This window comes from Burkholderia sp. HI2500 (assembly GCF_002223055.1).
In the GTDB taxonomy this organism is placed as follows: Bacteria; Pseudomonadota; Gammaproteobacteria; order Burkholderiales; family Burkholderiaceae; genus Burkholderia.
Window position 1 is genome coordinate 1,546,015 of the sequence record NZ_NKFL01000006.1, and the last position, 12,384, is coordinate 1,558,398.

At 68.3% G+C, this 12,384-nt stretch carries 11 protein-coding genes; 6 read left to right on the forward strand and 5 right to left on the reverse strand.

The features are described 5' to 3' along the window. Window positions 1-44: 44 nt before the first annotated feature. Window positions 45-1,211: an ABC transporter ATP-binding protein gene (locus CFB45_RS24680; RefSeq protein ID WP_089427805.1), complete on the reverse strand. Its 1,167-nt coding sequence runs from the start codon at window positions 1,209-1,211 to the stop codon at window positions 45-47. Between the two features lie 145 nt (window positions 1,212-1,356). Here CFB45_RS24680 and CFB45_RS24685 point away from each other — a divergent pair, with 145 nt between their 5' ends. The 3 genes from CFB45_RS24685 to CFB45_RS24695 are packed head-to-tail and all read left to right on the forward strand — an operon-like array spanning window position 1,357 to window position 5,494. Then, complete coding sequence (locus CFB45_RS24685) at window positions 1,357-2,145, forward strand: enoyl-CoA hydratase/isomerase family protein (protein ID WP_089427806.1); 789 nt, start codon at window positions 1,357-1,359, stop codon at window positions 2,143-2,145. Between the two features lie 3 nt (window positions 2,146-2,148). Continuing rightward, the gene (locus CFB45_RS24690; RefSeq protein ID WP_089427807.1) at window positions 2,149-3,306 is read left to right on the forward strand and encodes an acyl-CoA dehydrogenase family protein; all 1,158 of its coding nucleotides are present in this window, start codon (window positions 2,149-2,151) and stop codon (window positions 3,304-3,306) included. A gap of 52 nt (window positions 3,307-3,358) precedes the next feature. Continuing rightward, window positions 3,359-5,494 (forward strand): acetate--CoA ligase family protein, encoded by a 2,136-nt coding sequence (locus CFB45_RS24695; RefSeq protein ID WP_089427808.1) that lies wholly within the window; start codon window positions 3,359-3,361, stop codon window positions 5,492-5,494. Between the two features lie 193 nt (window positions 5,495-5,687). Here the strand turns inward: CFB45_RS24695 and CFB45_RS24700 are convergent, their stop codons facing one another. Beyond that, window positions 5,688-6,818, reverse strand: coding sequence for a porin (locus tag CFB45_RS24700; protein ID WP_089427809.1), 1,131 nt, complete (start codon window positions 6,816-6,818; stop codon window positions 5,688-5,690). 273 nt (window positions 6,819-7,091) lie between these two features. On the opposite strand from CFB45_RS24700, the gene CFB45_RS24705 reads away from it, so the two are divergent. Together CFB45_RS24705 and CFB45_RS24710 are read left to right on the forward strand one after the other, a co-directional pair. Further along, complete coding sequence (locus CFB45_RS24705; protein ID WP_089427810.1) at window positions 7,092-7,670, forward strand: thioesterase family protein; 579 nt, start codon at window positions 7,092-7,094, stop codon at window positions 7,668-7,670. Between the two features lie 28 nt (window positions 7,671-7,698). Continuing rightward, window positions 7,699-9,186, forward strand: coding sequence for an aldehyde dehydrogenase (locus CFB45_RS24710; protein WP_089427811.1), 1,488 nt, complete (start codon window positions 7,699-7,701; stop codon window positions 9,184-9,186). A gap of 62 nt (window positions 9,187-9,248) precedes the next feature. On the opposite strand, the gene CFB45_RS24715 is transcribed toward CFB45_RS24710, so the two are convergent. Further along, window positions 9,249-9,656 (reverse strand): type II toxin-antitoxin system VapC family toxin, encoded by a 408-nt coding sequence (locus tag CFB45_RS24715; RefSeq protein ID WP_089427812.1) that lies wholly within the window; start codon window positions 9,654-9,656, stop codon window positions 9,249-9,251. Next, window positions 9,653-9,895 carry an antitoxin gene (locus CFB45_RS24720; protein WP_089427813.1) on the reverse strand — a complete coding sequence of 81 codons (243 nt, stop codon included), beginning with the start codon at window positions 9,893-9,895 and terminating at the stop codon, window positions 9,653-9,655. Before CFB45_RS24720 ends, CFB45_RS24715 begins: the two co-directional genes overlap by 4 nt. 214 nt (window positions 9,896-10,109) lie before the next feature. Here CFB45_RS24720 and CFB45_RS24725 point away from each other — a divergent pair, with 214 nt between their 5' ends. Further along, window positions 10,110-10,793, forward strand: coding sequence for an alpha/beta hydrolase (locus CFB45_RS24725; protein ID WP_089427814.1), 684 nt, complete (start codon window positions 10,110-10,112; stop codon window positions 10,791-10,793). 61 nt (window positions 10,794-10,854) lie between these two features. Here CFB45_RS24725 and CFB45_RS24730 read toward each other — a convergent pair whose 3' ends face one another. Continuing rightward, window positions 10,855-12,366: an amino acid permease gene (locus tag CFB45_RS24730; protein WP_089427815.1), complete on the reverse strand. Its 1,512-nt coding sequence runs from the start codon at window positions 12,364-12,366 to the stop codon at window positions 10,855-10,857. Window positions 12,367-12,384 lie beyond the last annotated feature (18 nt).

Genomic DNA, 12,384 nt, shown 5'->3' on the forward strand with positions numbered 1-12,384 from the left:
ACGACGGCAGCCGCCGCGTCGCGCGGGATGCAGCGTTCGCCGCGTCAGTCGGCCGCGATCCGGCAGGTCGCGTCGCGCTCCCACTGCACGAACACGTCCATGCCGGTGCGCGGCGACGCGAGCCCTCGCCACGCAGGCACGTCCGCCGTCATGCAGCCGAGCGCCGACGTCTCGATCTCGAAGCGGTACGACGAACCGAAATAGCTCCAATGACGGATGCGGCCGGCCACTTCGTTGTGCGCGCCGCCGCACGACGTCGCGGACACGGCGACCTTCTCGGGGCGCAGCGCGAACAGCAGCGTGTCGTCGGTTCGCGCGCCGCACGCGGGCGCGACGAACCGCGTATCGCCGACGCGATAGTGCGTGGTGTCCGCATCGCCGCCGACTGCGACGCCTTCGATGAAGTTGCTCTTGCCGAGGAAGTCCGCGACGAAGCGGTTCGCCGGCTGCTCGTACAGCCCGTCCGGCGTGCCGATCTGCTCGAGCCGGCCGTCGCGCATGATCGCGATCCGGTCCGACATCGACAGCGCTTCCTCCTGGTCGTGCGTGACGAACAGGAACGTTGCCCCGAGCCGTTCGTGCAGCGCCTTCAGTTCGACCTGCACCTCGCCGCGCAGCTTGCGGTCGAGCGCGCCAAGCGGTTCGTCGAGCAGCACGAGATCGGGATCGAACACCAGCGCGCGCGCGATCGCGACGCGTTGCTGCTGGCCACCCGACAACTGGCGCGGCAGCCGATCCGCGAGAGGGCCGAGCCGCACGAGATCGAGCGCGGCCTTCACGCGCTTCACCGCGTCGGGCCCCTTCTGCTTGCGCACCATCAGCGGATACGCGACGTTCTGTTCGACCGTCATGTGCGGAAACAGCGCATAGCCCTGGAACACCATCCCGAAGTTGCGCTTCTCCGGCGGCAACGCGACGATGCTGCGGCCGCCCACGCGCAGGTCGCCGGTGGTCGGATGCTCGAAGCCCGCGACGATCGTCAGCAACGTCGTCTTGCCGGAACCCGACGGCCCGAGGATCGTCAGGAATTCGCCGCGCGGAATCTCGATCGACGTTTCCCGCAACGCATGCACGCTGCCGTAGCGCTTCGACACGCGATCGATCTGCAGGCCTGCGCCGCTCGCGATGCGCTCCGCCGACGCGGTGCGTGCCGCATGCGCCCCGGCTCTTCCCTCCTCCACACCCGCCGACGTCTCCATCACCACGCTCATCGTGTGTCTCCTGGTCGACTCACAATTGGGTTGAACGTTCATTTAACAGAACTTATACTATGCCGAAATGCGGTCCGCAAGTAGCGGCGACCCTTGCCGGCTCTGACACACCCCGACACACAACAACCAGGAGACAGTGATCAGCATGAGCATCGAGGACATCCGAATCGAACGGCACGACGGCGTCGTGACCCTTCGACTGAACCGCCCGGCGAAGCGCAATTCGCTCGCGCGGCCGCATCTCGACTTTCTTCGCGAGACGCTCGACGCGCTCGCGAACGATCCGGCGGTGCGCTGCGTCGTGCTGACCGGCACCGGCAGCGCATTCTGCGCGGGCGCGGACGTCGACGAGTGGGCCGAGGCCGAGCGCAACGGCGAACTCGACACCTACGGGTGGACCGAACGCGCGCACCGTTTCGTGCAGGCGCTCGCCGCGTTTCCGCGCCCCACGATCGCCGCGCTGAACGGCTCGACGGTCGGCGCGGGCACCGACATCGGCTTTGCGTGCGACTTCCGCATCGCGAGCACGGCCGCGACGCTGCGCTGCGGGTATACGGGCATGGGCTACAGCCCCGACATGGGCGGAAGCTGGTTCCTGCCGCGCCTCGCGCGCCCCGACGTCGTGCGCCGTTTCGTCTTCCTGAACGAACGCTGGAACGCGCAGGATGCGCTCGCGGCCGGGCTCGTGTCCGAAGTCGTCGACGCCGACGCGTTCGCGGAGCATGTCGCCGCGTTCGCCGCGCGGCTCGCTCAAGGGCCGAGCGTCGCGTTCGGCCATACCAAGGCACTGCTTGCGCAGTCGCTCACGCATACCCTTGCCGAGCAACTGCGCGGCGAGTTGGCGGCCGGCGTCGCTTGCGGTCACAGCGAGGACGGCCGGGAAGCGCTTCGCGCGTCGGTCGAAGGTCGCACCCCCCATTTTGTCGGGAGATGATTGATGGATTTTTCGCTGACCCAAGAGCAGGACATGCTGGTGACGTCGCTGCGTCAGTTCGTCGAGAAGGAACTGCAGCCGCATGAATTCGCAGTCGATCGCGCGGACGACGTGCCGGCCGAACTCGCCGATTCGATCCGCCGCAAGTCGCTCGAGCTTGGTTTCTACGCGTTCAACATGCCCGAGAGCGCCGGCGGCCCGGGCCTCGACTACGTGACGCAGGCGCTGGTCGAGCGCGAGCTCGGCCGCACGAGCTGGGCGCTGCACGTGTTCGTCGCGCGGCCCAGCAAGATCCTGATGGCATGCAAGGGCGACCAGATCGAGCGCTACCTGAAGCCGGCCGTGCGCGGCGAGCGCGTCGACTGCTTCGCGCTGACCGAGCCGGGCGCCGGCTCCGACGCGATGGGCATCCGCACGCGCGCGGTGCGCGACGGCGACGACTACGTGATCAACGGCAGCAAGCACTTCATCAGCCACGCGGATACGGCCGACTTCGTGATCCTGTTCGCCGTCACCGGCGAGGAGGAAGTGCGCGGCCAGAAGCGCAAGCGCGTGACCTGCTTCCTGATCGACAAGGACACGCCGGGCATGACCGTGCGGCGCGGCCCGCACTGCACGAGCCTGCGCGGCTACCACCAGTCGGAGATCTTCCTGTCCGACTGCCGCGTGAGCGCCGCGCAGATCCTCGGCGAAGAGCATCGCGGCTTCGAGCTCGCGAACGACTGGCTCACCGCCGGCCGCGTGATGGTGGCCGCGAACAACATCGGCCGCGCGCAGCGCGCGTTCGAGATGGCCGCCGAATGGGCCGCGACGCGCCATCAGTTCGGCAAGCGCATCGGCGATTTCCAGGGCACGTCGTTCAAGCTCGCCGACATGCAGACCGAGATTCGCGCGGCGGAACTCGTCACGCTCTATACCGCGCAGAAGCTCGACCAGGGCACGATGACCGACGGCGACGCCGCGCTCGCGAAACTGCTGGCCACCGAGACACTCGGCCGCGTGACCGATCACGCGGTGCAGATCTACGGCGGCATGGGGTTGATGGACGAACTGCCGATCGAGCGCTTCTGGCGCGATGCGCGCATCGAGCGCATCTGGGAAGGCACGTCCGAGATCCAGCGCCACATCCTGTCCAAGGAAATCCTCCGACGCTACAGCTGACGCGAATCGTCGCGCCGGCGCGCAAGCCGGCGCGCGTTCCGAAAGGACCATCATGACCTCTTCCCCTGAAGTCAGGGATCGCCGTGCCGACGCCGCGGCCAACCTGCGCCGGCTGCTCGAGCCGGCCAGCATCGCGTTCGTCGGCGGGCGCGGCATCGCGGGCGCCGTGCAGCGCTGTCGCCACTACGGCTATGCCGGCGACATCTGGCTCGTCAATCCGAACCATGCCGAGATCGACGGCGTGCCCTGCCATGCCAGCGTCGCCGACCTGCCCGCCGCGCCCGATGCCGTGTTCGTCGCAGTCCCCGCGCGGCAGGCGATCGACGTCGTGCGCGCGCTCGCCGAACGCGGCGCCGGCGGCGCGATCGTGTACGCGTCGGGTTTCTCCGAAACCGGGGCCGACGGCACCGCGCTGCAGCAGGCGCTCGTCGACGCCGCCGGCGACATGGCCGTGCTCGGGCCCAACTGCTACGGGTTGATCAACGGCCTGAACGGCAGCGCGCTGTGGCCGGTCGCGCACGGCGCGCCGCGCGTCGAATCGGGCGTCGCGGTGATCACGCAAAGCGGCAACCTCGCGTACAACCTGTCGATGAGCGCACGCTCGGTGCCGTTCGCGTACCTGGCGAGCGTCGGCAACCAGGCGTCGGTCGACATCGCGCGCCTCGTCGATGCCTTCGTCGACGATCCGCGCATCCGCGCGATCGGCGTGCATCTCGAAGGATTGAAGGACGTGCGCGCGTTCAGCGAGGCCGCCACCCGCGCGCTCGCGCGCGGCGTGCCGATCATCGCGCTGAAGAGCGGGACCTCGGCGCTCGGCGCACAGCTCGCGATCAGCCACACGAGTTCGCTCGCGGGCTCGGACGCGCTGTACGACGCACTGTTCCGGCGGCTCGGCGTGATCCGCGTGAAGGACCCGGTCGGCCTCGTCGAAACGCTGAAGCTGCTCGCGATCGCCGGTGTGCCCGAGCGCCGCACGCTCGCCGCGCTGGCGACGTCCGGCGGCGATGCGGGGCTCGTCGCGGATCTCGGCGACGCGCAGGGCATCGCGTTCCCGCCGGTCGGCGACGCCGGGCGCCACGCGCTCGGCAACGTGCTGCCCGCGTACGCGACGATCGCGAACCCGCTCGATTTCACGACGACACCGTGGGGCGATCCGGACAAGATGCGCGCGTGCTGCGACGCGCTGCTCGCCGACCGGCCCGGCGCGGCCGCGATGATTCTCGACTATCCGCAAGAAGCGACCGGCGAGCGACCGCTGTGCGACATCGCGGCAAACGCGTTCGCGGCCTCCGCGCGCCAGCACGGCGTGGTCGGCGCGGTCATCTCGGTGTTTCCCGACCTCACGCCGCCCGATCACGCCGCACGCATGGCCGCGGCCGGCATCGCGCCGCTGCAGGGGCTCGCCGACGGGATCGACGCAATCGGCGCGGCGATGACCTACGGCGAGACGCGCCGCCGCGTGCTCGACGCCGATGCGCTCAACGCGCTGCCGGTACTGCGGGCCGGCAACGGCGGCGGCAGTCACGGCGCCACGACGCTGCACGACGAATGGGCGAGCAAGCGGATGCTGGCCGCGCACGGGCTCGACGTACCGTCAGCGGAATGCGTCGCGCCCGCCGATGCACCGGCCGCCGCGCAGCGGCTCGGGTTTCCGGTCTGCGTGAAAGTGGTCAGCGATCGCCTGCCGCACAAGACCGAGGCCGGCGCGGTCGCGCTGAAGCTCGCATCGCCCGAAGCCGTCGCCGCCGCGGTCGAGCGGATGACCGAACAGGTCGCGCGCTACGCGCCGGACGTGCACGTCGAGCGCATCCTCGTCGAGAAGATGGCCGACGCGCCGCTGCTCGAACTGATCGTCGGCGTGAAGCGCGAGCCGAATTTCGGTCTAGCGCTCGTGCTCGGCGCCGGCGGCGTGCTGGTCGAGCTGATCCGCGACACCGCGACACTCCTGCTGCCGGTGCGTGAAAGCGACGTGCGCGACGCCCTGCTCGGGCTGAAGCTCGGCCCGCTGCTGACCGGCTATCGCGGACGGCCGAAGGCCGATCTCGATGCGGTGGTGGCGAACGTGATGGCGATCGCACGCTTCGCGCAGGCACACGCCGACACGCTCGTCGAACTCGACGTCAATCCGCTGCTGGTGATGGAATGCGGCGCGGTGGCCGTCGATGCGCTGGTGAGGCTCGACGCCTGACACCCGCCGGCCCGCTCATGCATCGCCCGAGCGGGCCGGCGGCAACCGTGCGCGGGTCTTCGCCGCAGTGCGTTCAGTGACGCTCGCCGAGCGTGCCGTCTGTGCTCACGTCATCGTCGCCGGGCGCGTCGCGCAGCACGGCGACGACGCCCCCTTCGACGCAGGCCCGGGCCGGGCCGTGCGGTAGAAGCGATCAGAAGTTGTGCCGCATGCCGATGCGCGCGGCGGCTTGCGTGCGGCTCGTCGACGGCGTGAAGCTGTAGCCGATCACCGCATCGACGCCGTTCGACGCGCGCATCCAGTCGACGCCCGCATAGACGTCGGTGCGCTTGGACAGTGCGTAATGCGTGCCGAGCGCGACTTCGTGCCAGTGATGGCCTTCGAACGTCGTGTACTGGTAGCCCGCGACGAGCGACAGCGCCGGGGTCGCCTGGTACAGGCCGCCCGCCTCATACACGCGCATCGTCGACGATTGCCCATAACCCTTGAACGTCGTGTTGCTGAAATCCGCGTTGAGCGTCAGCTTGCCGAGCGTGTACGACGCGCCGATCCCGAAGATCGACTGCGAGTCGATCGAGAACGGCGTCGAATCGTGCAGGTCGGTGACGGCGCCCGTCGCCGGATCGACGGTCGCGACCGTCTGTCCGAGCATCGTCCTCACGCCCATCTGCGCATACGGATCGAGCGCCGCGAGCCGGCGCGGCGCGTTGAGCCGCGTATAGTTGCCGCCTGCCGAGAAATCGCCGTGCGTGTAGCTCGCGCCCAGGCTCCACGCACTGCCGTCGTGGAAGCTGCCCGCATCGTTGCTGAACGAATACATGCCACCGACCACGAGCCCGTGGAAACTGTTGCTGACGAACTTCACCGCGTTCTGCAGCCGGTCGCCGCTCTGACGGTCGAAGTCGCCCAGGTGCACGCCGTAGCCGCTGCCGAACGCGCTGACGTTGTAGTTCGCGGTGAAATCGAATGCAAAGTCGTACTGGTTGCCGAACGTCAGCGTGCCCCAGTCATTGCCCAGCCCCACGTACGCCTGCCGCCCGAACATCGCGCCGCCCTGGTTCAGCTTGCCGGTGCCGAGCCGGAACCCGTTCTCGAGCTTGAACACGGCCTTGTTGCCGCCGCCGAGATCCTCCGTGCCCATCAGGCCGACGCGGTTGCCGTACGACACGCCGTCGTCGAACAGGTACGCGTGCGCGCCGCCCGTATTGTTCACGTAGGTGATGCCGCCATCTATGATCCCGTACAGCGATACGCTGCTCTGGGCGTGTGCGTAGCCGTGGACCATCACCGACATCATGCCGGCCAGCAGGAAGCGCTTCTTCATTTTCGGTGTCTCCGGTTTCCGCGCGAGGCGGATCGATTTTTCGTTGTGCGTATCGTGCAGATGCGCCGCCCGCCCTGCTTCGCTTCGGCATCGCGGCGCTGGCGAGTATAGGTTCCGTTGAATGAATGTTCAATTAATTGAGCGATGAATCCGCACCGGTGTTTACACGCATCGGCGATCTCTTTATTGAAAAAACGTTCAACCCGTCATAACATCGACCGGCAGCCCCCGCGGACGACGTGCGGGCCCGTTCCGAACCCTGGAGTGCACTGGATGACGACCCACCTCAGCCCCGCCGCCGAGCCGCGCCTGCGCTCGGCCTACGAAGGACAGAAGGCGCGTCCGTACGACCCCGCCGCACCGATCGCGACGCCCCTCGAACTGCATCGCTGCACCGTGCAGCCCGAGTGGGTCGATTACAACGGCCACATGAGCGAGTCGTGCTATCTGCTCGTGTTCGGCGACAGCAGCGATGCGTTCTTCCGCTACTTCGGCATCGACGACGACTATCGCGAGGCCGGCTGCTCGATTTACTCGGCGGAAACGCATATCCGCCACCTGCGCGAAGCGATGCTCGGCGAACCGCTCAGGCTCACGGTGCGGCTGCTCGACATGGACGACCGGCGGCTGCACGTGTTCCATTCGATGCACCATGCGACGACGGGCGCGCCACTCGCGACCGGCGAGCAACTGCTGACCCACGTCGACATGCGCGCGAAACGCTCCGCGCCGTTCCCGGCCGCGATCCGCCGGCATCTCGACGCGATTCACGCCGAACATGCGCGCGCGCCGCACGAGCCGCATGCGGGCCGCGCGATCGCGATCCGCCGCCCGACGCCCGCTTCACGCTGATCTCGCCGACCCACGACGGAGTGTTCTCATGCAGACGAACGACACCTGGCGCACGCGCGCCAGCCAGCTCGACATCGAATCCCGCGCATTCGTGGACGGTACGTTCCGCGACGCGCACGACGGCGCCACCTTCGCCTGCACGAGCCCGATCGACGGCCGTGCGCTCGCACAGGTCGCGCATTGCCGGCAGGCCGACGCCGACCTCGCGGTCGCGGCCGCGCGGCGCGCATTCGAAAGCGGTGCGTGGCGCGACGCGTCGCCGCGCGAGCGCAAGCGCGTGATGCTGCGCTGGGCCGCGCTGATCCGCGAGCACGCGGACGATCTCGCGCTGCTCGAAACGCTCGACACCGGCAAGCCGATCGGCGACACGACCACGATCGACATCCCGTCGACCGCTTACTGCGCCGAGTGGTTCGCCGAAGCGATCGACAAGACGGGCGGCGAAGTCGCGCCGGCCGACGCGCATCTCGTCGGGCTCGTCACGCGCGAGCCGATCGGCGTGGTCGCGGCGGTCGTGCCATGGAATTTCCCCGCGATGATCGCGATGTGGAAATGCGCGCCGGCGCTCGCGGCCGGCAACAGCGTCGTGCTGAAGCCGTCGGAGAAATCGCCGCTCAGTGCGCTGCGACTCGCCGCGCTGGCCGCGCAGGCCGGGCTGCCGGCCGGCGTGCTGAACGTGCTGCCGGGCTTCGGCGATGCGGGCGAAGCGCTCGCGCGGCATCCGGACGTCGACTGCATCGCATTCACCGGCTCGACCGCGGTCGGCCACAAGGTCATGCGCTGCGCGGCCGATTCGAACCTGAAGCGCGTGTGGCTCGAACTCGGCGGCAAGTCGCCGCAGATCGTGCTGCCCGACTGTCCGGATCTCGAACGCGCGGCGCGCACCGTCGCGCATGCGGTGTTCTACAACACCGGGCAGATGTGTACGGCGGGTTCCCGTTTGCTCGTCCATCGCGCGATCCGTGACGAACTCGTTGCGCGCGTGCTCGCGATCGCCCCCGAGTACGCGCCCGGCGATCCGCTGTCGCCCGCTACGCGCATGGGCAGCCTGATCGATGCCGCGCAGGTCGAACGCGTGCTCGGCTACGTCGACGCGGGCCGCGACGAGGCGACGTTGCTCGCGGGCGGCAAGCGTGCGCGCGCCGGGAGCGGCGGCCAGTACGTCGAACCGACCGTGTTCGACTGCCCGCGTGCCGACGCGCGGATCGTGCGCGAGGAGATTTTCGGGCCGGTGCTGGCGGTCACGGCGTTCGACGACCTCGATATGGCCATCGCGCACGCGAACGACACGCGCTACGGGCTGGCGGCATCGGTATGGACGGCCAACCTGACGACCGCGCACGAAACCGCGCGCCGGCTGCGGGCCGGCACGGTGTGGGTGAACGGCTACGAGGAAACCGACGACATGAACTTCCCGTTCGGCGGCTTCAAGGAATCGGGCAACGGGCGCGACAACTCGCTGCACGCGCTGGAGAAATATACGGAGTTGAAATCGACGGTGATTCGGTTGCGGTGAGGTCCGGGCGGCGGGCGCCCGCGGGACGAATCCGCTCCCGTTGCGGCATGACCGTCATGCGATCAGTTTTCACGCGCCTCGGCGAGCCAATCCTCGACCTGTAGCCCCGGGACTCGCGCAAACTCGCGCACGTTATGGGTGACGAGCACCAGACGCCGAGCGCGTGCCTGCCCGGCGATCAACGCATCGTACGGACCGATCGGGGTGCCCGCCGCAGTCAGATGCGCACGAATCTCGCCGGCGTGCTGAGCATCTTCGACATCGAACGACACCACCTCGAACTGAAGTGCCTCGACACGTGCCACGTTCGCAGCCGCTCTGTGGCTCTTGTAGGCGCCGTAATAGAGTTCATGCGCGACGATCGCCGGCATGCCGAAATCTGCTGGCTGATACGTGCGCAGCCGGGCCAGCATGGCCGGCTCGCCTTTCAGGATGGCGATTACGGCATGGGTATCCAGCAGAAATTTCATTCAAATACGTCCGGATCCGGGCGTTCCTGAGCGGCAGGCTCGGTCGTGGCGGCGGCTTCGAAATCGGCGTCGACCGGGCCGATCAGCGGCGTGAGCCATGCCCAGTCTTGCGGCACCGGCTCGAGAATCACGGACGAACCGTGGCGACGAATCCGGACCTCGGTCGTGTCGAAGCGGAAATCCTTCGGCAGACGGACAGCCTGCGATCCGCCATGCTTGAAAAGCTTGGCAGTATCCATCCTCGCCCCTCGCGTATCTACGAAATGTATCTACTTTAACCATTCCGCGCGCTGATGACGAGTCACCCGATCGGTATATGAACAACGAGCAACGTGGCGTCGCGGAACACCCGATTCATTCCTGTCAGGAAACAATCAATCGCACGCCGGCGATTCACGTCACCGCCCGCACGCCCTAGACTGTCGCATCGCTCCCCTTTCCGAACCCCACGCCATGACCGACGTCCTGCCGCTGACCACCGATCCCGAGTCGAGCCTCCAGTACCGGCTGCGCCCGGCCACCGGCCGCCCCGCTGCCCGCCTGTTGCTGCTGCATGGCGTCGGCGGCAACGAAACCAACCTGCTGAACCTGGCCGACGTCATCGATCCGCGCGTCGAGATCGCCTTCTTGCGCGCCCCGCTCGCGTTCGGGCCCGACCAGCACGCGTGGTTCCCGGTGCGCTTCGGCCCGAACGGCCCCGAAATCGACGCGGCCCGTGCGGACGCGAGCCGACTCAAGCTGATCACGCTGCTCCGCGGCTTCCGTGGCAACGATGACGCAGGCACCGCGTTGCCGACGGTGATTGCCGGCTTCAGCCAGGGCGGCATCATGAGCGCGAGCGTCGGCCTCACGTCGCCGCAGGACGTCACCGCATTTGCAGTGCTGTGCGGGCGCATCCTGCCCGAAATCGATCCGCTGATCGCGCCGCGCGATGCCCTTCGCCCGCTCCATGCGCTGATCGTGCACGGCCGCGCCGACGACAAGCTGCCCGTCGCGTGGGCCGACACCGCCGACGCAAAACTCACGGCGCTCGGCGTCGCGCACGATACGCGGCTGTACGCGGCCGGCCACGAGCTGACCGCGGAGATGGCCGGCGATTTCGGCCGCTGGGTCGGCGAACGCACCGGATTGAACTGACCGTCACGGGGCGCCGGGGCGCCGGCCGCGAACGACCCGGCGCGCCCGGCGCATACCGTCTTCAGGCGCCCCGCACCGGATCGGCAACGGCGCGCGTGGCCGAAGATGCAAGCGCATCCGCCGCCTGCTCCCGCGCCGCGCCACGCTTCGCGAGCTTCCAGCCGATCACCAGTGCGAGCACGACAACCGGAATCGTCGCGATGGTCCACGTGCCGCCCGGATAGTCGAAGGCCATCAGCACCAGCACGCCGACGAGGAAGGCCAGCGTGAGCCACGACGTGAACGGCGCGCCGGGCATCCGGAACGACACCGCCTTCAGCTCGCCGCGATCGACCGCACGACGGAACAGGATCTGGCACATGACGATGAAGCCCCACGTCGTGATGATCCCGAGCGACGCCATGTTCAGCACGATCTCGAATGCCTGCGCCGGCACGATGTAGTTCAGCGGCACACCGATCGCATTGATCGCGACCGTGATCAGGATCCCGCCGTACGGCACGCCGCGTGCGTTCATCCGCGACACGAAGCGCGGCGCCGATCCGCCCATCGCGAGCGAGCGCAGCACGCGCCCGGTCGAATAGAGGCCGGAGTTCAGGCTCGACAGCGCGGCGGTCAGCACCACGACGTTCATCACGGTGCCGACGTACGGCACGCCGAGCTTGCTGAAGAACGTCACGAACGGGCTTTCGTGCGCGCTGTACGCCGTCCACGGCAGCAGCATCGTCAACAGCACGACCGAGCCGACGTAGAACAGCGCGATGCGCCACATCACGCTGTTGATGGCTTTCGGCAAGACCTTGCGCGCATCGGCCGTCTCGCCCGCCGCGACGCCGACGAGCTCGATGCTCGCGTAGGCAAACACGACGCCCTGCACGATCAGCACGGCCGGCAGGATGCCGTGCGGGAAGATCCCGCCGTGATCCGCGACCAGGTGAAGCCCCGGCATCTGCCCGGCGACCGGATGGCCGCTCGCGAGAAACACGGTGCCGACCGCGAGGAACACCGCGAGCGTCCCCACCTTGACGAGCGAGAACCAGAACTCCATCTCGCCGAACACCTTCACGCCGATCATGTTCATCACCGACACGATTCCGAGCGCGCCGAGCGCGAACACCCACTGCGGCACGTCCGTGAACACGGCCCAGTACTTCATGTAGATCGCGACCGCGGTGATATCGACGATGCCGGTGGTCGCCCAGTTCAGGTAGTACATCCAGCCCGCGACGAACGAGGCGCGTTCGCCCATGAACTCCCGTGCATACGACACGAAGCTGCCGCTGGTCGGCCGGTGCATCACGAGCTCGCCGAGCGCGCGCATGATCAGGAACGCGAACACGCCGCAGACGAGGTACACGAGCGCGAGCGCGGGCCCCGCGTGCTGCAGGCGCCCGCCCGCACCGAGAAAGAGGCCCGTGCCGATCGCGCCGCCCATCGCGATCATCTGCACGTGCCGGGGCTTCAACTGCTTCGCATAGCCGGCTTCGTGCGACGCGAACATCGCATCGGGGTCGGCATGTCGGGAATCCGCGCCGCCGGCCGGATCGGCCGGGCGCTCGCTGCTGTGGGTCATCGTGAGTCTCCGTTGTTT